At 45.1% G+C, this 22,105-nt stretch carries 22 protein-coding genes; 5 read left to right on the forward strand and 17 right to left on the reverse strand.

What is annotated here, in order from left to right:
- Nucleotides 1-67: 67 nt before the first annotated feature.
- Nucleotides 68-871 (forward strand): tyrosine-type recombinase/integrase, encoded by an 804-nt coding sequence (locus tag B5F25_RS09230; RefSeq protein ID WP_087249169.1) that lies wholly within the window; start codon nucleotides 68-70, stop codon nucleotides 869-871.
- Between the two features lie 25 nt (nucleotides 872-896).
- Here B5F25_RS09230 and B5F25_RS21155 read toward each other — a convergent pair whose 3' ends face one another.
- The 13 genes from B5F25_RS21155 to B5F25_RS09295 all read right to left on the reverse strand — a co-directional run bounded on the left by B5F25_RS21155 (nucleotide 897) and on the right by B5F25_RS09295 (nucleotide 13,774).
- Nucleotides 897-2,063: a restriction endonuclease subunit S gene (locus tag B5F25_RS21155; protein WP_162614386.1), complete on the reverse strand. Its 1,167-nt coding sequence runs from the start codon at nucleotides 2,061-2,063 to the stop codon at nucleotides 897-899.
- Between the two features lie 238 nt (nucleotides 2,064-2,301).
- Complete coding sequence (locus tag B5F25_RS09240) at nucleotides 2,302-2,508, reverse strand: hypothetical protein (protein WP_087249128.1); 207 nt, start codon at nucleotides 2,506-2,508, stop codon at nucleotides 2,302-2,304.
- 561 nt (nucleotides 2,509-3,069) lie between these two features.
- Entirely contained in the window at nucleotides 3,070-4,140 is a 1,071-nt protein-coding gene (locus B5F25_RS09245) for an AAA family ATPase (RefSeq protein WP_087249130.1), read from the reverse strand.
- A 4-nt stretch (nucleotides 4,141-4,144) separates the two neighbouring features.
- Nucleotides 4,145-4,519, reverse strand: a complete 375-nt coding sequence (locus B5F25_RS09250; protein WP_087249132.1) for a helix-turn-helix domain-containing protein — start codon at nucleotides 4,517-4,519, stop codon at nucleotides 4,145-4,147.
- A gap of 63 nt (nucleotides 4,520-4,582) precedes the next feature.
- Nucleotides 4,583-5,392: a hypothetical protein gene (locus B5F25_RS09255; protein WP_087249134.1), complete on the reverse strand. Its 810-nt coding sequence runs from the start codon at nucleotides 5,390-5,392 to the stop codon at nucleotides 4,583-4,585.
- A gap of 169 nt (nucleotides 5,393-5,561) precedes the next feature.
- Nucleotides 5,562-6,677, reverse strand: coding sequence for a site-specific integrase (locus B5F25_RS09260; protein ID WP_087249136.1), 1,116 nt, complete (start codon nucleotides 6,675-6,677; stop codon nucleotides 5,562-5,564).
- Between the two features lie 119 nt (nucleotides 6,678-6,796).
- On the reverse strand, nucleotides 6,797-7,672 hold the full coding sequence (locus B5F25_RS09265; protein WP_087249138.1) for a helix-turn-helix domain-containing protein: 876 nt from the start codon (nucleotides 7,670-7,672) through the stop codon (nucleotides 6,797-6,799).
- Between the two features lie 284 nt (nucleotides 7,673-7,956).
- Nucleotides 7,957-9,333, reverse strand: a complete 1,377-nt coding sequence (gene mnmE / locus B5F25_RS09270) for a tRNA uridine-5-carboxymethylaminomethyl(34) synthesis GTPase MnmE (protein WP_087249140.1) — start codon at nucleotides 9,331-9,333, stop codon at nucleotides 7,957-7,959.
- On the reverse strand, nucleotides 9,330-9,836 hold the full coding sequence (locus tag B5F25_RS09275) for a GAF domain-containing protein (RefSeq protein ID WP_087249142.1): 507 nt from the start codon (nucleotides 9,834-9,836) through the stop codon (nucleotides 9,330-9,332). Before B5F25_RS09275 ends, mnmE begins: the two co-directional genes overlap by 4 nt.
- A 19-nt stretch (nucleotides 9,837-9,855) precedes the next feature.
- Nucleotides 9,856-10,740 (reverse strand): nucleoside phosphorylase, encoded by an 885-nt coding sequence (locus tag B5F25_RS09280; protein WP_013616587.1) that lies wholly within the window; start codon nucleotides 10,738-10,740, stop codon nucleotides 9,856-9,858.
- A 114-nt stretch (nucleotides 10,741-10,854) separates the two neighbouring features.
- Nucleotides 10,855-11,856, reverse strand: coding sequence for a flotillin-like protein FloA (floA, locus tag B5F25_RS09285; RefSeq protein WP_022040902.1), 1,002 nt, complete (start codon nucleotides 11,854-11,856; stop codon nucleotides 10,855-10,857).
- Nucleotides 11,857-11,882: 26 nt separating this feature from the next.
- Complete coding sequence (locus B5F25_RS09290; RefSeq protein ID WP_022040901.1) at nucleotides 11,883-12,353, reverse strand: NfeD family protein; 471 nt, start codon at nucleotides 12,351-12,353, stop codon at nucleotides 11,883-11,885.
- A gap of 2 nt (nucleotides 12,354-12,355) precedes the next feature.
- Nucleotides 12,356-13,774 (reverse strand): tetratricopeptide repeat protein, encoded by a 1,419-nt coding sequence (locus B5F25_RS09295; protein ID WP_087249144.1) that lies wholly within the window; start codon nucleotides 13,772-13,774, stop codon nucleotides 12,356-12,358.
- Between the two features lie 181 nt (nucleotides 13,775-13,955).
- On the opposite strand from B5F25_RS09295, the gene B5F25_RS21670 reads away from it, so the two are divergent.
- From B5F25_RS21670 to B5F25_RS09305, 3 genes are all read left to right on the forward strand, one after another.
- The gene (locus B5F25_RS21670) at nucleotides 13,956-14,183 is read left to right on the forward strand and encodes a hypothetical protein (RefSeq protein ID WP_162614387.1); all 228 of its coding nucleotides are present in this window, start codon (nucleotides 13,956-13,958) and stop codon (nucleotides 14,181-14,183) included.
- A 4-nt stretch (nucleotides 14,184-14,187) separates the two neighbouring features.
- On the forward strand, nucleotides 14,188-14,955 hold the full coding sequence (locus B5F25_RS09300) for an ATP-binding protein (RefSeq protein WP_087208148.1): 768 nt from the start codon (nucleotides 14,188-14,190) through the stop codon (nucleotides 14,953-14,955).
- A gap of 195 nt (nucleotides 14,956-15,150) precedes the next feature.
- Nucleotides 15,151-15,525, forward strand: a complete 375-nt coding sequence (locus B5F25_RS09305; protein WP_022040898.1) for a DMT family protein — start codon at nucleotides 15,151-15,153, stop codon at nucleotides 15,523-15,525.
- A gap of 101 nt (nucleotides 15,526-15,626) precedes the next feature.
- Here the strand turns inward: B5F25_RS09305 and B5F25_RS09310 are convergent, their stop codons facing one another.
- On the reverse strand, nucleotides 15,627-17,291 hold the full coding sequence (locus B5F25_RS09310; RefSeq protein ID WP_022040897.1) for an AMP-binding protein: 1,665 nt from the start codon (nucleotides 17,289-17,291) through the stop codon (nucleotides 15,627-15,629).
- A gap of 407 nt (nucleotides 17,292-17,698) precedes the next feature.
- Between B5F25_RS09310 and B5F25_RS09315 the strand changes: the two genes are divergently transcribed.
- Complete coding sequence (locus B5F25_RS09315) at nucleotides 17,699-19,441, forward strand: phospho-sugar mutase (protein ID WP_087208221.1); 1,743 nt, start codon at nucleotides 17,699-17,701, stop codon at nucleotides 19,439-19,441.
- Between the two features lie 110 nt (nucleotides 19,442-19,551).
- Here the strand turns inward: B5F25_RS09315 and B5F25_RS09320 are convergent, their stop codons facing one another.
- The 3 genes from B5F25_RS09320 to B5F25_RS09330 all read right to left on the reverse strand — a co-directional run bounded on the left by B5F25_RS09320 (nucleotide 19,552) and on the right by B5F25_RS09330 (nucleotide 21,957).
- The gene (locus tag B5F25_RS09320) at nucleotides 19,552-20,067 is read right to left on the reverse strand and encodes a methylated-DNA--[protein]-cysteine S-methyltransferase (RefSeq protein WP_022040895.1); all 516 of its coding nucleotides are present in this window, start codon (nucleotides 20,065-20,067) and stop codon (nucleotides 19,552-19,554) included.
- An 82-nt stretch (nucleotides 20,068-20,149) separates the two neighbouring features.
- On the reverse strand, nucleotides 20,150-20,869 hold the full coding sequence (locus B5F25_RS09325) for a LytTR family DNA-binding domain-containing protein (RefSeq protein WP_087249146.1): 720 nt from the start codon (nucleotides 20,867-20,869) through the stop codon (nucleotides 20,150-20,152).
- Nucleotides 20,866-21,957: a histidine kinase gene (locus B5F25_RS09330; RefSeq protein WP_087249148.1), complete on the reverse strand. Its 1,092-nt coding sequence runs from the start codon at nucleotides 21,955-21,957 to the stop codon at nucleotides 20,866-20,868. Before B5F25_RS09330 ends, B5F25_RS09325 begins: the two co-directional genes overlap by 4 nt.
- Between the last annotated feature and the right edge of the window lie 148 nt (nucleotides 21,958-22,105).

A 22,105-nucleotide genomic window follows, 5' to 3' on the forward strand; every position in this document is an offset into this window, starting at 1 on the left:
CAACTGCGGATAATGCCCGTTAGGTTGCGCTTTATATTGTTATCGTATTCATCAAAAATTAATGTATATGATAACAAGATTCAAAGATTATCTCGCCAAAACGAATTTGGCAAAGAATACCGTGACATCGTATGTGTGGACGGTGAACTACTTTCTCAGTCACTATGGAGAAGTGAATAAGAAAAATCTGTTGGCCTATAAGGGCTACTTGGTGGAGAACTTCAAACCGCATACCGTCAATCTCCGTTTGCAGGGCATTAACAAGTATCTGGAGTTTATCAAACAGGACAAATTGAAGGTAAAATTCGTTAAGGTGCAACAGAAAAACTTCTTGGAAAACGTAATCAGCGATGCTGACTATAAGTTTCTGAAAACAAGGCTAAAAGCGGATGGATATGATGACTGGTACTTTGTGGTTTGGTTTATGGCCGCTACAGGTGCCCGTGTGAGCGAGCTGCTACACATCAAGGTGGAACATGTGAAGGTGGGTTATCTTGACCTTTATAGCAAAGGGGGAAAGATACGCCGCCTTTATATTCCCAAGAATCTACGAAGTGAAGCTACCCAATGGTTGAAAAGTAAGGGCATAACAAGCGGTTATATTTTCCTTAACCGTTTTGGGCAACGTATTACAACACGAGGTATAGCGCAACAGCTAAAACACTTCGCCGAGAAATACGGTTTGAACAAGGATGTGGTATATCCCCATTCTTTCCGCCACCGCTTTGCCAAAAACTTTCTTGACCGTTTCAATGACCTTGCATTACTTGCCGACCTCATGGGGCATGAGAGTATTGAAACAACTCGTATCTATCTACGTCGTACTGCCAGCGAACAACAAAAAATTGTTGACAAGGTAGTAAATTGGTAATGTAAGACCTTAGAAGCGTATTATATCACGCTTCTAAGGCTTTTTGAATATTGTCAAGAGTTGAAAATAACTCTTCTATTTTAGCGATGATACGCTGTTGTTCGGCAAAAGGAGGTAGAGGAAATAACCAATTATCAATATCCCTTTTTTTAATGGATGGAGAATTATCCCCTTTCATAAATTGATTTAATCCATTTACCACATAATCAGAAATCATTAGATAATAACAGAACTCTGGATGAAGCATATCCAATGGACTACAGACATAAAATCCTGTTGATGCTATACAATCATTAAAACAAACTTTAGCTATATTACGTAAATATGGACGAACCATTGAGAAAACTACATCACCTTTTTGAGTATAACGGCTAGCTCTACTTGGCGCATTACTGCTTTTTATGACTTTTGTCTCCTTAACAGTTTGTCGGACATTATCAATGGAATCAATATCAATATATTGGAACGTTTCTCCTGTGGGTTGTACAGACTTCATTGGAGAAAAAATAAACATTCCTTTTGCCCAGCACCAATTTTGGGGTAACTTCCTGCTATGCCCGTTATCACAAGGTGTGAAGTCAGAATTTATACGTTTCATCAGTTCGATGGCAGGTTCATCATTCGGGTCTTGGGATACAAGCTTACCGTGAATTGCCAAGTCAAGGATTTTGCTTTTTGCTTGCTTGATTGTTATCTGCAATTCCGCTTTGCTATGCCCTATTTGATCTATCAAAGCAAACCAATTTTCTATACTTTGAGAAATTCTCTGTTGTTCTTTTAATGGAGGAACAGGAATCATGACTTCATTAATTGTACTGACAGACAATCCTGGTTGTGCCGTAGAAGTAGCATATTGATTTAAATTCAAATACAACAATGTATTTATGACCCAAGGAATATTTGTTTTACAATATGTATCAACGACTACTGCATGTTCGGTTGCATAAAATTTCCCATTGGCTTCATTTACATTACCACATAATGCACCCTGTCTTCCAATTAAAGGAAAATGCCCTTCTTTATTATAGCTGCCAACATATCCTCTGAGTCCATTTCCACCATAGCAGGGATAACAATGGGCTGTATCTTGTTTAGCAGAAATATCTTTCGCTGTAATATTTTTACCGGCTTGTAAGGTGAATATTTCTCCTAAAGTCGTCCATGTCCAATTACTTGGCACCTCAAACGGCACATTCTCATAATGGGGCGTATGTACAGATATGCGTCATCCATTACTGTTTGGGGTTGACGGGTCATTACTATGTTTATAAGATTTACCAGATTTAATCTGATTTTTCATCTGTTCCTAATACACTACTGCCTAGTTTGAGTAAATTATGGAGATGGTTTTCAGACATTGTTGATTTGAACATATTGTGCAGATGCATCAACTAACTCTGCCAGATGTCGTATCAGTGTTTGTCGGATTCTCAAAGTGCATTTATGGCAAAGATTATCCAGTCGAGGAAATCTTGTTTACCAAAGCCCATGATAGAAATCTGCCATAACATAAGCGAATCTTTGTAGGTGAGGATACGGTATACGCATTGGATATTCCCGGCTTGGTTCCGATAGAGAGTTTGGGTATCGGCACGGCAAACCATGTTCGAAAATAGGGGAGACAAAATCAACATCATATCCAATAGTCATGGTGTTGAATTGTACAATGTCCTGCCGAATAAATCCGTATGCTTTGGTGACGATTTTCCGCTTAGATAACGATGGGTATCTTTGATGTGTTTTTGCCCTAAAGTAACAGTTCCTCGAAATTATAACTTGGTTAAACTCCTGACCTGTTCTTCTGCTGAGCTATAAGCAAAATATAAGTTGTCATAGTCGGCAATACGAGAGATAGAATCTTTTGTGCATGTCCAAATTCGACAACGATTTTCCCATGCCCAGCTTGCTGTTTCAAGTGGAACGCATCCCGCCGCCGAAAGGCTAGTGGGGTATTAGGCTCCCCCTACGGAGTTCTACTGGCACACGGGCAAGCCCGGAATGGATTGATACCACATCTCAAACAGCACGGGGTCTGTCCGGATGCCAGCGTACATACAAAAGGAAAATGGCAGATTGCACCTGCATGGTGAAACCTGCCATCACTTTGCTTTATTCTCATATCTACACCCCGGCAATAAAGTAAAGCCGGGAAATGTCACAAAAAAAATGTCACACCAATGGCGTTTTGCGGTATCGGCTCAATAATGGAAATCTCGGTTGAACCTGTATTCCTTGCCCTCTTTTACAACCATACGCATGTTGCTCAAGAATGTAGCGAGCTTAACTGCCTTATTATGTCCCAATTTTATTCCTTGTCGTCCGTAGCCATCTTTCAGCCGTTCGAGCAAGTTGTCATAGCCGTTGATATTACCGTCCTCAAAAGCGGCGTTTAGAGCGGAACGGTGCATATCCTCCGGGATTTCCTTGTAAGGGTCGAATGGCTCTTTGGATGGTCGTCCTGCCTGTCGTTTCTGTGGCTGGTAGAACTCCACCGTTTCGGGCAGGCATTCATCGTTTATCCGGAAAGCAAAAGACTCAAATTCACGGTCACGGATATGCAGGGCTTCTACCACGCTTATAGACTTGTCGTCCTTGTCCGCTTCAATCTGCATGATGGTTTCCGCCTTGTTGTTCAGTTCTGTGCCGACATGTCCCCGTGCGTGTTCATCATTCTTGTTCTGATGCAGGATGGTATGGATGTGTATCTGCCTGTCGTCAGTCCATCGCATGAGTTTGGATATTACTTCGGTGGACTCTCCGGGTGAATTGATGTCATAGACGAAATCCCGGATACCATCGATGATGACCAGTCCCAAGTCGGGTATCATGCCGATTGCCTGTTCTGTTATTGCCATTCTTATTTCGGGCGAATATTTTCGGAGTGCCAGCATCTTCAAATTGTCAGCATCACTACCTTTCGGTAGTCCTGCCAGTCTTAGGATTCTATTCAGAACAATCTGGCAATGGTTCTTACCCTGTTCCGTGTCAATGTAGAGAATCTTCCTTTTATCTTCCGGGAAGCAGGCTCGGTAATGCAGCACAGTGCCATTTATCAGAGCAGCCGCAGTGATGGCCGAGACATTGAAGGTCTTTTTGCTTTTGGCTTTCCCGATGGATGCGCTGAAGTTCCCCAGAGTCCCGATTACGGAATCATCCACCATCAGCACGGAAGCAGATTGCTCGTATGTCCCGGTTACGCTGATGACCGATTCGTCTATGTAAGCTTTCAGTTCCTCCGGGGTAGGAATATTGTTGTTCATCTTTTCCATATTCCTACAACTCTCTTGGTTTTGCCTTATGTCTTGTCGCAGCGAGTATCTGCTCGTGTTCTTCCTCAATGCTCAGTGGCACCTGGCCTTTCCTTCCGGTCTCCAACCATTTGTCCAGTTCGTCCCGATAGACAAACAGGTGCTTGCCCTGTTTAATGGTAGGAATCCCTCCGTGCTTGGCTTTGTAATAGAAGGATGACTTAGATATTCCGAGATAGCTGCATACTTCTTCCACGGTCATGGGAACATGAAGATTTTCTTTGACTGGCGGCTCTTTGGCGAGACTTTCCTTCAGAGTATTCTCTAAACTCTCAATCTTTTCACACAGTCTGCCTACCATTTCCGGCAGGTCATTGAATGTAAGGTTTTCTTTTAGCATGACTAAACGATTTAATTGTTTAACATGCTGCAAACCAATCCAATGATATTACGCAGACTATAATCAGCAGGAACTAATTTTCTCGTCAGCAAAATTCCTCATGCAGTCAAACCGGTAGTCTTCGTTTTCAGGCACATCAATCTTGATTTTGCTTGTAACAGAGTCGCGGAGGTTCTTGGAAAGATATTCGATTGTTGCGTTTCCCAGTTCGTGTGGGAATATTTCTTTTATGAATTTTGCCCTGTCGATTAGCGGAATATCAAGTCTCTCTCCGATATTCCATGCAAAATGCCTTAGTGCCGGAGACTTGATGGGATTATCGTCTTTAGAACGGATTGGTTTGTATAATTCCGGTTGTCCGTAAGCCAAAGCATCTATGTTCTCATGGAGCGTTTCAAGTTCTTCTTTGGTGAAAAACTCTGCCATTATATATGTAGTATAGTCATGAATGGTGCTGACTATTGCAGTCCGCTTTTCTCTTTTGGTACGCTCCAGTTCTTCCATCCGTGCGTCATATTTTTCAAGATAGGAAGGTCTCTGCACTACAACATTGACCGTACTGGCTGTATTGTCTGGTTGCGAGAATTCATCGAGGTTGTCTATATCTATCTTCAATGCAACGGCTTCTGTCTTGATAGAAGTATTCCAGCCAAAAGAAAGATAGTTTTTGGCGAGCAGTGAGCAGAACAGGCGTTGTAGTGCAGCGCATGTTAGGATTGTCACTACCGTTCCAATTACAAATGGGGCGGAGTAGCTAATTAAGTCAATCTGATGATTCTTATGCAATATTGTGGCAACTGTTGCGAAAATGATGCATATCACACTAAGGACAATGCTTACTTTTTTGATGGTGTGTCTGTTGTTATCTGCCATAGACTATCGTTATTTGAAATTTTACTACGACAAAATTAGATGCCCGTTTGCAGATAGTAATAAATAACGATAGAAAATCAATCGGGAATTAAGAAAAAATATGGTTAGAATATGATTTTGCGCTGAAAATCATATTCTAACCGATAAAAATGGGGCAATGACAAGCTGGTCAGCCCTTCCTCGTCAAAGTGATTTTAGTGGTCGCTTCACGCTTGTTGCTGTCCACGACTTTCATATAGCGTTGCGTGGTAGTAATACACTTGTGAGCCATCATGCTTTGAATGGTACGGATATCTGTCCCTGCAGCAGCTTGCAAGGTGGCGAATGTTCTACGATATGAGTGGAAAGTTATGTCCTTCGTGATTCCGGCAGAACGGATCCATTCTTTCATCGGATGTTGTGTCCAACTCCGTTTCAGCCCTTTGAAAACCAGTCCTGTCTTTTCCGAACTGTAACCTATCAGTCTCAACGCTTCATCGCTTATCGGGATGATGTCCTCTGTCTTTGTTTTTTGCGTGATGGTATGAACACATTTTCCTCCGGCGGCAAAGTCAACGATTTCTTCCCAGCAAAGGGAAAGCACATCACTGAGCCGCAGGCTGGTCAGACACGAAAAGAGGGAAGCGGTTTTCAGAACAGGTATCTTGCATGGTGTCTCGGCCAGTCTGTATAGTTCTTCGACCGACAGATAGTCTTTTGCGATATCTTCTGTTTCAATCTTGTCCAGAAAGTCATTGACATTGGTCTTGATCATCCTGTTACGATAGAGGATCTTCAGGAATCCTCTGAATGTAGACCAATAACCCGCAGCGGAGTTTCTTGAAACCGGCCTGTTCCGCTTTAGCTGCCTTGCGTTAAGCAGGTATTCACGGAATTTATTGCAAAGGTCGATATCAATCTCTTCGAAAGTACATTTGCCATGAACGAAGTTGTAGAAGTGCTGGTACACAAACGCCCATTTTGGGTCGTGTTTGCGTAGTTGCTTGCGGTAATATTCCAGAAAATCGGATTTGAACTTATGCTTGTCAAAGAAATCATACCGTTCATTTACGATAGCTTCGAACCTCCGGCACCGGATGGCTTCCGCCTTTTCCGACATGGCGGCGTTGAAGTCGCGTTCACGCTGGTTCTTCGGATTGGCATAGATATAAATGTTCAATCCCTCATGCCGGATGGTCTTCATCGTTTCCTGATCCCGGTAGCCCGGATAATAATCAAGGTAGAAAGACAGCATACCTTTCTTCAAAGGGCGTGTCCTCAATGTAACTGTTTTGCATTCTGACATAATGATGAATATTAAATGGTTATAACTGACTTTTGCTGCGAAAATCTTTAATGATGTTATGCAGACCGTAATCAGCAGGAAATAATTTCCAGATAATTACAGTCGGTTGCATTTAGCCACTAACGGGCTCCCATGATGTGGTCAAATTCCACTTTCAGAAAGCGCACGAAGCGGCCCTTCTTCTCCCGTTTGATTTCGTGGAATTGCAAGATGCCGTAAACCGAATCCCGTGTGAGGTTGTATTTCTTCATGGCTTCCTGCACAGTGTAATATTCTGATGAATCCTCTTCGGCGGTCTGTTTGGACAGGTCGAAATGAAGTTTGGAGTAGAATATCTGCCCGTGCTCTTTCTTTGAAGGTATGTTGTTGCGATAGACATGAGAGCGGATGGCGACCCGTGTCATGCCGTACTTCTTCTCAATCTCTTCGGGAGTGTACCATTCCGTCAGGGCATCGTCCGTCTTGTACTTGGCAAATACCGCATCAATGTGTTTCTTGCTATAATAGTTGAACTGGCGAATTTTAACCTTTGGAACATCATGCTCTCTGGTGTATGTCCATACCCATTTGGTGTTTACCTTATATGTCTCCGCTATTTGTTCGGCGGTATAGTATTCGGTAATGTCGACATCATCTTTGGGCTTGACGCTTTCGTAGGGTTTTGTTTTCAGCATCAATTCGATGTCGCTTCTGCGGATGAGAGACATTCTCGAACTCAGTCGGGAAGCACGGAGTTTGTCTTCTTTCACCAACTTGTAAACATACTGACGGGAGACACCCATCAGTTTGGCCGTTTGGGAAAAAGTGAAGTATTCCTGACTCTCCAGCTTTTTCTTTACTTCAACCATTTCCTGAATTTGCCGTAGTTCCATTCTCCGCTCTTTCATGCGGTGTTTGTAACCTCTTTTAGAGCATTGCGGACTGCAATAATTTGTGGTGGTCTTTTGCGCAATAAAAGGCTTACCGCACCATTGGCAGATTCTTTTTACTTCCATGTCGTTTGTCCTCCATATTTTCGTTAAACATGAGCTTTTTACAGCTTGGATAATTTCCCTTTTTGTCTACTCACGTAAACCATTGTCAACACACGTCAACTACTGCGTCAGTGTGACATCGGGGTCAAATCTCGATTTGTTTCGTGGTAGAAATACGGTAGAAAAATAGGGTGAACAACTGTCTCCGACTACTGTCAGCCGGATTTTGGACAAATAAAAAAGCCGCTGATTTACAGCGGCTTCGTTATAGTTGGTTCTAATTCGTTGCAGTCAGTTATGCGCAATCACTTTCCGATGCAAAAATGCTCAAAAATACTTCCAAGCACTTCATCTGTCGTTACATCTCCTACAATATCACTCAGATGAAAGATGCATTCGCGCAAGTCTTGCGAGATGAAATCGCCGGAGAGGTTTGTGGACAATCCTTCTTGCACGCGCCGGATAGCCGCAAGGGCATGGATGAGGGCTTCATAGTGGCGGGCATTCGTTACGATGACATCGCCGGTCTGGATGTCTGGAAGAGCGGCAAGTTCCACCAGCTTTTCTTGCAGGGCGATGATGTTTTGTCCTTTCTTGGCGGATATCTCAATGACTGTTCCTTGTGGAGAGAGGAAGGTGGGAGTGTCCGCTAAGTCACATTTGTTAAGGGCTACGATGACTTGTTTGCCTTCAAGGCGGCCGGCCACTTGCCGGTAGAATGCTTGAAAGGCTGATTCTCCTTGTGATTTGTCACATACGAGAATTACGATTTGTGCCCGGTCGATGGCTTGGAAGCTGCGCTCAATGCCTAATGCTTCTATCGTGTCTTGTGTCTGGCGGATGCCGGCAGTATCGATGAAACGGAAAGTGATTCCGTTTAAGCTTATCGTATCTTCAATAATGTCGCGCGTGGTGCCGTGGATGTCACTTACTATGGCGCGTTCTTCTTTTACCAAGGCATTAAGCAATGTAGACTTGCCGGCATTGGTCTCGCCTATGATGGCTACAGGAATGCCATTCTTGATTGCGTTGCCCGCATGAAAAGAGTTAGCCAAATGAGAGATGAGCTGTTCTATCTGTGCGGCAAGAGCCTGCAATTCTGTACGGTCGGCAAATTCCAGTTCCTCATGGTCGGAGAAATCCAGCTCCAGCTCCATAAGCGAAGTGAGGTGAAGGAGCTGGTTGCGCAGCTTTGCCAGTTCTCGGCTGAAACCTCCGCGCATCTGATTCATGGCCAGGCGATGGGTAGCTTCAGACGTAGAGGCGATAAGGTCTGCTACTGCCTCCGCCTGGCTCAAATCCATTTTCCCATTCAGGAAGGCGCGCTGGGTATATTCGCCGGGCATTGCCGTACGGCATCCTTGCCCGATGAGCAAATGCATCACTTGCTGGAGGATATACGCCGAGCCATGGCACGAAATTTCGGTGGCATCTTCGCCCGTATAGGAATGGGGGGCACGGAAGACAGAGACCAGCACTTCGTCGATAATTTCTCCTTTGCTGTTTTTGATATGCCCGAAGGCAAGGGTGTAGGGCTTGCGCTCCGTCAGAGGGACGGTTGAGCCTATGGGGGTGAAAATACGGCCGGTTAATGTCACGGCATCGGGACCGGACACGCGAACGATGCCTATCGCTCCTCCTTGGGCAGTGGCTATGGCACAAATGGTATCTTGGTGGTTCATATGGATTGTCTGCTATGATTATATAAGGTGCCGGCAAGTATCCGGACCGCTTGTTCAAGGTACAGCTTATCGGTTTCATCGAAAGCCGCCGGAAGGTCTGAATCAATGTCGAGCACGCCTTTTACTTCGCCTTGGACAATAAGAGGCACTACGATTTCCGAACGCGAGAGCGAACTGCAGGCAATGTGTCCGGGGAATTGTTCCACGTCGGGCACAACCAATGTCTGCATCCGTTCCCAGGCGGTTCCGCACACGCCCCGTCCTTTCTTGATGCGATAGCACGCCACGCTTCCTTGGAAAGGCCCTAATACGAGTTCATCGTTTTCCGCTAAATAAAATCCTACCCAAAAGAAGCCGAAAGCTTCCTTCAGGGCGGCGCATGTATTGGCGAGTACGCTTATTTCATGTGTTTCACCCTCGATAAGGGGGGCAAACTGGCGGAGAAACGTTTTGTAGCGTTCCGCTTTGTCTGTAATGTGGTCTTGTTTGAAATTAGCTTCCATTGTAATTAAGGATAAAAAATCAAATCCGTTCAAGCACGACACGGATAAGGTCGTCTATTTGGTTCTTGTAACCCGTATTGGCTTCTTGCTTTACCCGGTTGGCTATGACCATGCATACCGTTGTGGCTTTGTGCCCAAGCAAAAGGGAGAGGCCGGCTATGGCGGAACTTTCCATTTCGTAGTTGGTAATATGCTGTCCTTTGTACTCAAAACTCTCTATTTTCTCGTTCTGGCGGGGGTCGGCAAGAGGGATGCGCAAGCGTCTGCCTTGAGGGCCGAAAAATCCGCCGCATGCCACGGTGATTCCTCTTACCATATCGTTTCTTGCGATGCGTTCCACTAATTCGTGATTGGCATGCACGGCGTATGGAGTGGGGGAGCAGAGGTTTCCTGTCCATCCCAGGTGGTTTAGCAAGGCGCGTTCCAGAGGAAGGTCGCTTACGGCATTCCGCCCCTCGTAAAAGTTGAGCAGCCCATCGAAGCCGATGGAGATTTCCGAGCAGACGAAAGTGCCTGCGGGTGTATAGGGTTGAAGCCCTCCGCACGTACCGATACGTACCAGTTCCAGTTGGCGCAAGCTGTCTTTCTCTTCACGTGTCCCGAAGTCGATGTTGGCAAGTGCGTCCAGTTCGTTGAGCACGATGTCGATGTTGTCGCATCCGATACCCGTAGAGACCACGGTGATACGCTTGCCTTGGTATGTTCCGGTGATGGTATGAAACTCGCGGCTCTGGATGTCGCACTCTTTCGTGTCGAAGTGCGAAGCGACCAGGTTCACCCGTCCGGGATCGCCCACCAGTATCACCTTGTCGGCAAGCTGTTCGGGACGCACATGAAGATGAAACACCGAACCGTCTTCGTTGATGATAAGTTCGGATGGGGGAAAGTAAGTTTTCGTTTGCATAGTAGTCGTGTTTTTTTACCGCAGATTACACAGATTTTTCTTTCGCGTTTTTGCGTTTCTGCGTTCCATTTATCAATTGAAAATCTGTGTAATCTGTGGTGAGAATGTGAGATTCTATTTTCCTATCGGCTCGCCTCCCGCGGGATGCTGGTCGGGCTGGGCGATGCTGTTCCGCATGTCGGTATCCGCCTGTATGTTCTTCATGCGGTAATAGTCCATGATGCCGAGGTTCCCGCTCCGGAAAGCGTCTGCCATGGCCTTGGGCACTTCGGCTTCTGCCTGAATCACGTTGGCACGGGCCTCTTCCGCCTTGGCTTTCATTTCTTGCTCCAGCGCGACCGCCATGGCACGCCGTTCTTCCGCTTTGGCTTGGGCGATGTTCTTGTCGGCGTTTGCCTGGTCCATTTGGAGGGCAGCCCCGATGTTACGGCCTATATCGATGTCGGCTATATCAATAGAGAGGATTTCAAAAGCGGTACCGGCGTCCAGCCCTTTGCGGAGCACGAGCTTCGAGATAGAGTCGGGGTTTTCCAGTACCGACTTATGATTCTCGGACGAGCCGATGCTTGATACGATGCCTTCGCCTACGCGTGCCAAGACGGTATCTTCGCCTGCGCCTCCCACCAGCTGGCGGATGTTGGCGCGCACCGTTACGCGGGCTTTGGCGATGAGCTGGATGCCGTCTTTTGCCACGGCGGTCACAGGAGGCGTGTCAATCACCTTCGGGTTGACCGACATCTGTACCGCCTCGAATACGTCACGTCCGGCAAGGTCGATGCCCGTTGCCATCTGGAAGGAAAGCTCGATGTTGGCTTTCGATGCCGATACCAGCGCGTGCACCACTTTCTCCACGTGTCCGCCTGCCATGTAGTGGGCTTCCAGTTCATCACGGGTGATGGTGTTCAGCCCCGCCTTGTGGGCTTCTATCATGGCGGGCACGATGACATGGGGAGGCACGTTACGGATGCGCATCAGGAAAAGCTGTACCAATGATACGCGTACGCCCGATACTTTGGCGGAAAGCCAAAGGAAGAAGGGAACGTAATGGAAGAATACCGCCAAAATGATGACAATTCCGATTACAGTAATAATTTGCAAATAGAGAGGAGGAACCATAGTGTATTTATTTTAAAGTGAATAAATCAGTTTCCGGCACGTTTTACGTATACCGTGTTATTATCGATGCGGGTCACTTCGATAGGAGTGCCTTCATCAATGAAACCGTCGGCGGATTGCACTTCGATGAGATGTCCGTTGATGTCAGCGTTCCCTATCAACGTGAGGCGTGTGGTGGATATGCCACAATCGCCCGCCTTTATCTGAATGTCTCTTAATGGGTTGTGCTGATAATTGAGTTCTTTCTTCAAGGAGAGCCGGTCAACCGTTTTCGAGCGCATCACCCATACGGTGATGCCGATGATGCCGAGAACCACGATGCCCAGCGTGACGAATCCCGCTTGCATACCCATGTCGCTGAAGGCATAATAAATGGCATAGAGCAGACTGCATGCCGACGCGATGCCTGCAAGGGTAATGCCCGGCACGAGGAACACTTCGATAAGGAAGAGTATCAGTCCTGCCACGATAAGCGCGATGATGATAAGTATTTCCATAATTATTTTGATTTACTTAATTCTGTATTCCGTATCTTCTTCTCAAGAACCGTAATTTCATCCCGCAAAGCTTTTACGCGCTGCTCTTTGTCTAAGATACCTGGGGCAAGCTGCTCTTTTCCCGTCTGGTTGCTTTCGCGGTATGCCGTACGCAGGTTCTCCAGCGAAGTCTGAAGATCGGTCAGGTCTTTTTCTTTCTGAAGATATGATTGAAATTGCTCGCGTGCCTCTTTCGAAGCGAAGTCGGAAAGACGGTGATAGATGACATTGTCATCCACTACAAAGCGAAAATCACCTTTCTTTTTCTTTGTGTCTTCGGCATACATTACTTGTGCCAGGCGTTGTCTGGCGTTCCGCACCACATTGCCGCTGGTTTGTGTTTTCCTGATTTCCTTCAGGCTGGCAAGGGCAATGATGTCCTCAGGGTCGGAGGTCTCATAGTCGTACACTTCTTTCGATTCGTTGGGGACGAACACGTAGACGCATACCTTGCCTTCGGGCTGGTAGCGGTCGGACGCGAACCAGCCGAGGCGGTTCACTTCATCGATGGCATACATATAGTCATTCGCCGGCGAGTTGAACGGCATGCCGATGTTATCGGGGCGCAGGTACGTGTTCTCGTCCGAGTCGTAGCGCGTGATGAAAATGTCGTAGCCCCCCAGGCTTTCTTCGTCCTCTGCTGCATAATAAAGGGTGATGCCGTCCGAATCAAGGAACGGGAAATTCTGACTGTATCCGCTTTTGTTTATCCCTTGCAAGGGCTGAGGGGCACTCCAGCGGTCAATAAGTTTCATGCGTGAATAGAGGTGGAATTTTCCTTCCTCGTCGGTTTGCGGAAAGAGGGTCTTGTCTCCCCATTCATTGGTATAGATGGCACCCTCTCCGTTATCGGTCATTTCAATGTTTCCCGAAGCTTTGCTCAGTTTATAGGCAGAAAGAAACGAGGTTTTATCCACAACAAAACTATCTATTACGGTCACCCGTCCCGTACCACGTAGCATACGCGCCGCTAACCGGCATTTCGAGAGTATCCGTTCAGCTTCTTCTGTATCTTGTTTTTTCTTTTCCAGCCACATGATGTGCTCTTCCAGGTTCTCTACCGCATCGTCAAAACGGTATTGGGTGTAGTAAAGCTTGCCTAAATAGAGGTAGGCGTTAATCACTTTCCGGGCTGCGCTTTTCTCAAGATAGGGTTGTGATTCCGCCAATTCTCCGGTTTCGAAGCAACATGCCCCGTACCAAAAATTGTAATTGGCATTCGAAGGGGCACGTTTCACCAGTTTCTCGAATACGGGTTTGGCTTCGGCGAACTTGCCTTCGTTAAACCATTCTTTTGCCTGGTTCAAAGTTTGGGCGTACACCGTCCCTCCGCACGTTAGGGCAAGGAGCAGGGCGGCAAGCATATGTTTTTTTCTGTTCATGTGTATTCTTCGTGTTGTTTTCTCAAAAGTACAAACTTTCTTTGAAATTCGAAGCATATTTTCCATTTCTTTTTTTAGAGTCGCTAAATTGATGTACTTTTGTGCCCGGATTTTAAGGTGACAAATTGACAAGGTGACGAGTTGATAAGGTTTTAAGAAGCTGTTTTGAATTTATCGTGCGATGATTTGGGATGAGTTTTTGAGGCATTTCCGCTTCTGTGATGAGGAAGATAGCGGGCTATCTGACGAAGAACAGGAGCGAAAAGGACCAAAAAATCGCCCAAAGCACACACGAAAACGGATACATCAAGCCAAGAAAAACTTTTTGGAGAAATTCAAAACAGCTTCTAAATACTCAAGCTATGTAGAACCTGATTCCCTTGTCAACTTGTCTCCTTGTCAACTATAAATATATGGGAAAAGAAGAAAAACTGATACATACCATCAACCGGAGGTTTAATAAAGGAGTAGTGGAATATGGGTTGATAGATGAAGGCGATAAGATACTGGTGGGACTTTCGGGTGGAAAAGATTCGCTTGCTCTGCTGGAATTGCTAGCCAAGCGGTCTCGCATCTATAAACCTCGCTTTTCAGTAATCGCAGCGCATGTAGTGATGTCTAATATTGCCTATGAGTCGGATACGGACTACCTCCGTACATTCTCCGAAGGATTGGGTGTGCCTTTCGTGAGCTATGAAACTTCGTTCGACCCCTCGACTGATACTCGCAAGTCACCTTGTTTCCTTTGTTCGTGGAACAGGCGGAAAGCTTTGTTTACAATAGCAAAAGAACAGGGGTGTAATAAAATTGCCCTAGGACATCATCAGGACGATATTCTGGAAACTCTTTTAATGAATATGACATTTCAGGGGGCTTTCAGTACAATGCCTCCGCGGCTGGTGATGCGCAAGTTTGACATGACGATTATTCGTCCGTTATGTCTGGTACACGAAGCAGAGTTGTCGGAGTTGGCACGCATCCGTGAATATCATAAGCAGTTGAAGAATTGTCCTTATGAGAAAGATTCACACCGTACCAATATGAAGGAAGTGTTGCGTACACTGGAGCGTATGAACCCCGAAGCCCGTTATAGTCTTTGGAACAGCATGACGAATGTTCAAGCGGATTTGCTTCCGGTTTATGCTGAACGCAGAGGCGCAAAGACGCGGAGTAATAATTGAAATCTGAATACAGAGGCACGGAGACACAGAGATATTTTTATTGAATCCGCAAACAGCCACTGTAGGGGCGTATCGCATACGCCCGAAAGCGTTCACGTGGATAAGTTGATGCATCCGGGCGTATGCAATACGCCCCTACGGCAATCAGGCAAATGCGGATATTAATTATTAATTGTTAATTATTAATTGTTCAAAATGTTTACACAAGGAATTTATTCGATTGTATTGTTGGTTTTTTCGAACATCTTCATGACATTTGCCTGGTATGGGCATCTGAAGATGCGCGAAGAGTTCAGTTGGTTTGCTTCTTTACCGCTGATAGGCGTCATAGCTTTTAGTTGGGCAATCGCTTTTTTCGAATACTGCCTGCAGGTACCTGCCAATCGCTTAGGATTTCGCGATAGTGGCGGGCCGTTCGACATTATGCAGCTTAAAGTGATACAGGAAGTAATAACGCTTTCCGTATTCACCGTGTTTTCGATGATAGCTTTTAAGATGGAGTTGAAATGGAACCATTTTGCTGCTTTTGTCTGTCTGATCCTTGCAGTATACTTTGTGTTCAAGAAGTAGAGTTTGTATCTATCCGGCGCCATCTGTCTATGCATTCTGAGGCACACAGATGGCGTCGGGAATATGTGTAAGGTCCTTCCAGACAAAAAAGCAATTATTTATTAGTTTTCGATGTTTTGGTAAAGGAATCGCTTGATACTCTTTTTTGCCGTTTTCTCGAACTCTTCGGGATAGAGGCGGATGCGGGTTATCTGGCAATAGGCGGGGAGTTGCTTGTTCAGTTCGCCGCGGTTCACTTCCATCAGCTGTTCCAGTTGGATGGCACTTAGCCCATGTGCGAAAGTATCTTCGTGGTCGGGATAGACCAGCGCAATAAGCTTATCGCCCGAGAGAAGCACCAGCGATTCACCCACATAAGGCATGTTGTTGAGTCGTGCTTCGATTTCTTCAGGGTAGATGTTTTGTCCTGAAGCGGTAAGCAGCATGTTTTTACATCTTCCTTTGATAAAGATATTTCCTTCGGCATCCTTTATTGCCATGTCACCTGTGTGCAACCAGCCTTCGGCATCGATGGTTTGTGCGGTGGCTTCAGGATTTTTGAAATACCCGGACATTACATTGCGTCCCCGACATACCAGTTCTCCGGGAATGTGTCCGGGGTCGGGTGAGAGCACTTTCGTTTCCATATTGCTGACAGTCCTGCCACACGAAGTGTATTCGATTTCGTCCCACCGGCTATGACAGATAAGCGGTGCCGCTTCGGTCATACCATAGGCGATGGTATAGGGGAAGTTTATTTTGCGCAGGAAAGCTTCTACTTCGGCATTGAAAGGAGCTCCTCCTACAACGATTTCGATGAAGTTGTTGCCAAATACCTCCATTGCCTGATTGCGTATCTGTTCTTTTATCTTGTCACTGATGATGGGAAGTTTCAAAAGCAACTTGCCCAGTTTGTTGTCTACTTTGGGCAGGATGTTCTTTTTAAATATTTTCTCTACGATAAGGGGTACACAGGCAATGACACGCGGACGTATTTCTGCAAACGACTCGGCTATGATTTTAGGTGAGGGCATACGGGTAAGAAACCACAGGTGCACACCGACAGTTACTCCATACAAGAAATCGAAGGTAAGTCCGAAGATGTGTCCTAAAGGGAGCATGGATACAACGTTGTCACCGGCTTGCAGCCCCACTTTGCGATGGATGTGCTGAATATTCGACAAAAAACACCGGTATGGAAGCATCACACCTTTCGAGTATCCGGTAGTACCCGAAGTATAGTTGATGACAGCCAGTTCTTCCGGGTCTTCACGCCGGTAAGACACGTGCTCGGCACGGAATCGGCATGGATAGCGCTTGCCGAACTCTTCGTTCAGATGCTCGCGTGCGTAGGTCAATTGTTTTGAGCGCGATACCACCAGGTCAAAGTTCTTCAATTCGATGATGCCTTCCAGCCTGGGCATAGCAGCCTCATTGAAATTTTCCCACACCTGGTCGCCTACGAACATCATCCGGGCATCGGAATGGTTGACAATATTGTGTACGTTGTCTGCCTTGAATTCGTGTAGGATAGGTACTGCCACAGCACCGTAAGTAATGATACTCAGGAATACAGCAGTCCAATTGGCACTGTTTCGTCCACATAGGGCAATCTTGTCGCAGGGTTTAATGCCGGCAAACTCGAAAAGGATGTGCATCTTTTCTATTTTCCGTGCCACGTCCCGGTATTGCAAGGTAGCACCTTTGTAGTCGGTCATTGCATCGCGGTCCCAGTTCCGGCGGATGCTTTCTTCTATTAATTGTATCAAGCTTTCTTTGTTCTCCATTTTTCTTAAAAAATTGCACAGAAGTTGGTGAATTGTGCGCAAAAGTAATAAAAATTTAGGCTTATAAGTGTATGTGTTGCGAACTTTTTCCAAATAAATGCCTCATTCCACATTGTTTTGGTTTATATTTGGATGTCAAGCATGCCTTTTGATGAACATAAGTGAGTGCCCCGTTTCACATAAGTAACCCGGGCGTTTCACATAAGTGAGTCAGTCGTATCACTTATGTTCGTTTGAGGAGGATTTTTGGTCAATTGGGGATTGGTTATTTTTCAACAGTCTATTGATTGCTTAAAAATGGCTTTAAAAAAAATGTCCTAAAATTAGGATATGTAGAATGAATCTTTTATTTTTGGGGTACAAAATGTATTATGCATATTACTAACTTTAATAATATTTATAACATCATGGAAAACGAAGCATTAATCAAACTTTGTACAGAAAAGGCTCAGAGCTGGTTGACTCCTGCTTATGATGCAGAAACACAGGCCGAAGTAAAACGGATTCTTGAAGACACAGACAAAACCGGACTTATCGATGCGTTCTATAAAGATTTAGAATTCGGTACGGGTGGTCTGCGCGGCATCATGGGTGCGGGTTCAAATCGTATGAACATCTATACAGTAGGTGCTGCTACACAAGGTATGGCCAATTACCTGAACAAATGCTTTGCCGGGAAAAAAGACATTGCAGTAGTAGTGGGGCACGATTGCCGCAACAATAGCCGTAAGTTTGCCGAAATTTCAGCTGATATCTTCTCGGCAAACGGCATCAAGGTATATCTTTTTGATGATATGCGTCCTACGCCGGAAGTATCGTTTGCTATCCGTCATTTGGGTTGTCAGAGCGGTATCAATATTACGGCTTCGCACAATCCGAAAGAATATAATGGCTACAAGGCATATTGGGAAGACGGTGCACAGGTGCTTGCTCCACACGATACAGGCATTATCGATGAAGTAAACAAGGTAAAGGTAACCGATATCAAGTTCCAGGGCAACAAAGAACTGATTCAAATTATTGGCAAAGATATCGATGATATTTATTTGGAAAAGGTGCATGGCATATCTATCGATCCTGAAGTAATCAAGCGTCAGAAAGACCTGAAGATTGTTTATACGCCGTTGCACGGAACCGGTATGATGCTGATTCCACAATCATTAAAGCTGTGGGGCTTCGAAAACGTGCATTGTGTTCCTGAACAGATGGTGAAGAGCGGCGATTTCCCGACAGTCGTATCTCCGAATCCGGAAAATGCAGAAGCTTTGACTATGGCCATTAACCTTGCCAAGAGCATTGATGCCGATATCGTGATGGCTTCCGATCCGGACGCAGACCGTGTAGGCATGGCTTGCAAGGACGATAAAGGTGAATGGGTATTGATTAACGGTAACCAGACCTGCCTGATATTCTTGTATTACATCATCAAGAACCGTATCGCAATGGGCAAAATGAAAGGCAACGAGTTTATCGTGAAGACCATTGTGACTACCGAAGTTATCCGTAAAGTGGCAGAAAAGAATAACATCAAGATGATAGATTGCTATACCGGTTTCAAATGGATTGCCCGTGAAATTCGTTTGCGTGAAGGCAAAGAGCAATACATCGGTGGCGGTGAAGAAAGTTACGGTTTCCTTGCTGAAGATTTCGTACGCGATAAAGACGCGGTATCTGCCTGCTCGTTACTGGCTGAAATCTGTGCTTGGGCAAAAGACCAGGGAAAGACTTTGTACGACATCCTGATGGAAGTTTATCTGGAATATGGATTCTCGAAAGAAGTAACCGTAAATGTAGTGAAACCGGGTAAGAGCGGTGCCGATGAAATCAAGGCGATGATGGACAACTTCCGTGCTTGTCCGCCGAAAGAATTGGGTGGATCAGAAGTGACCTTGACTAAAGACTACAAGACGCTGAAGGCTACCGATAACAAGGGCAATGTGACCGATATTGAAATGCCTGAGACCTCAAATGTGCTTCAGTTCTTCACGGCAGATGGTACGAAGGTATCTGTTCGTCCGTCGGGCACTGAACCGAAAATTAAGTTCTACGTGGAGGTGAAGGGCGAAATGGGCTGTCCGAAGTGTTATGCCCGCGAAACAGCCGCTGCTCTTGAAAAAGTAGAAGCTGTGAAGAAATCGTTGAATATCTGATCAGTAGCTTAGATTAATTACCAACTAATTCACATTTAGAGTGTGAATTAGTTGTTTTTTTTGTCTTCAGATATTTACTTGAAAATTCAAAAACACTTTCTGAAACAGGCTCAGGCATTGCGGGAAAGGAAATGTTCCCTTTCCAATTCCAGTAATTTTTCTTTTCGCCAAAGTCCGCCTGCGTAACCAGTCAAATTTCCGTTGCTTCCTATAACCCGATGGCAGGGAATAAGAATGCTGATGGGATTATGTCCGATAGCTCCACCTACAGCTTGTGCCGAAAAATGCTCGACACCTTTTTGGCGGGCGAGTTTTTGTGCAATGTCTTTGTAAGTGACGGTTTGTCCGTAAGGAATTTCTTTTAGTATATTCCACACAGCTTGCCGGAAAGGGGAACCTTGCGGTTGAAGGGCAGGCGGTACACCCGGAAGTTCTCTGTTGAAATATCGTTCCAGCCATTCAAGAGTCTCAACAAACACAGGAAGCTCCTTTTCAACGTAGGTAGCTGTCAGTGCAGGGTCAAAATATTTTTGTCCGTCGAACCATAATCCGGTCAGCGCTTCACCGTTGCTGGCAAGGGTTATGTCACCCAGTGGAGACAGGTATTTATATAGATATCCATTCATGCGAAATCGTTTTTTTATTGTAACAAAGATACGTTTTTCTTCCCAACCATCCAATGAAAGCTATGACTGTTTTTTTAGTGAATCATAAGATGCCATGCTTGCGGATGTACTCCATAAATTTTTCTTTGTAATTCTCGCCTACGGGAATCAGTGCTTTGGGTGAAAAGCAGATTCGGAATCTGGAAATTTCTTTGATTTTCTGCATATTGACGATATATGAGCGATGTACTCGCATGAAATGAGCGGGTAAACGAGCCTCCAGCCGTTGCAGGCTATAGAGGGTAGTAACGGGCTTCTCGCGTTCGTCGGTATAGATTCGAATGTATTCGCTCATGCTTTCAATGTAGTTGATGCTGTCTATGTTGATGCGTACAACCTTGTAATCGCTCTTTACAAAAAGAGTTTCGGGGTTCTCTGTTTCTGCAGTTGCAGGAATGGATTGTGAAAGGCTTTGCATCTTTTGTGCTTTTTCAGCCGCATGCAGGCAATCTTCGAATTCGAAAGGTTTCAGCAGGTAATCTACCGCGTTCAGTTTGAAGCCTTCGATGGCATACATGGGGTATGCTGTAGTAAAAATAACCATTGGCGGGTGTGTGAGCGACCGGATAAATTCTATGCCGTTTTTGTCTGGCATGTCGATGTCTGTGAATAATAAGTCTATGTTTTTCCCTTCTAAAAGAGATTGGGCCTCATGTGTTTCCAGACAAGCTTTTTCTAAAGTCAAAAACGGGATTCGCTTGATATATTCAGCCAGTTTAAGCAAGGCCAATGGTTCGTCGTCAAGGATGATACAGTTTATCATTGTGCTGGAATAATTAAAAGTACACGATATTGATTGTCTTTTCTTTCGGCATTCAGTGTATAATTATTGCCGAAAAGCAAGTTGAGTCTTTTTTGTATGTTGAGCAATCCGATACCTTGATGTTGGGTTGCTGCCGATTGGTGTGCCAGACTGTTCTTGCAGGTAAAATAAACAGAGTCCCCTTCTACATGGATGCTGGCATCAATAAATGAGTTGTCGCAATGGCTGATGCCGTGGGTAAAAGCATTTTCCAGCAGCGAAATGAAAAGCAGGGGAGGAACTTGCACCTCAGGGATGATGAACGGGGTATGAAATGTTACATGCAGTTTGTCGGTATAACGCAGTTGCATCAGTTTCAGGTAGTTTTCTAGAAAATGTACTTCTTTTGCCAGCAGAATCAGGTTCTTGTCAGCTTCATAAAGTACATATTGCATCAGCGTAGAAAGTTCGATAATGCTTTTCTGGGCTTTTTCCTTGTCGAATTCTATCAAGGTATGGATGTTGTTAAGTGTATTCATGAAGAAATGAGGATTCAGTTGGTATTTCAGATGCTTCAGTTCAGCCCTTAAGCGTTCATGTTCCAGTTCTTTCAGCCGTTCATCATCATGCAACGATTTCAGGAAAAGCCTGATGGCAATGTTGAAGCCTACCAATAATACGCCAATCAGGATATGGGTGAACGTAACGGACGGAGGAAACGGCGAGGCAGGTCTTTCTTCGCTGGGCATGGGTGGAGGAGGCATCGGCAAAGAAGGCCGGCGGGTAATATCATCCGGATGGAACAGCCCGATTATTTCAGGGATGATGATGAATAACAAAGGGATAATGAATATGACGGCTGTTACATATCCGGCATATTGCTTTTTCAATAGCAGGACCGGAATCAGTACATAGTTATTTATTAAGAAGAGGGAAAAAAAGGGACTGGTAATAATCCACATATCAATGGCAGGACGGGTAATCTCGGTTTTTCCATTAGTCTGATATGCCATCAACAAGGCATTGATGATAGGAGTAGCAAAAATCAGTATGGCAATTGTTGCGTAAATTGTATGCTCGAAAAATTGTTGTTTTTGTAAAGTAGTCATAGTCTTGTCGTCTTTTTAATATTGCATGAAACAAAGATAAAAGAAAAGATATGTTGCAGCAAAAATAATCGGCGAATTGGATGATTTCACAGACTGTTCAGCCAATTTTGCAAGCTATTGGGATTATAGACATTTTAGCGTATAGAAC

The sequence above is a fragment of the Bacteroides sp. An19 genome (assembly GCF_002160215.1).
Classification (GTDB): Bacteria; Bacteroidota; Bacteroidia; order Bacteroidales; family Bacteroidaceae; genus Phocaeicola; species Phocaeicola intestinalis.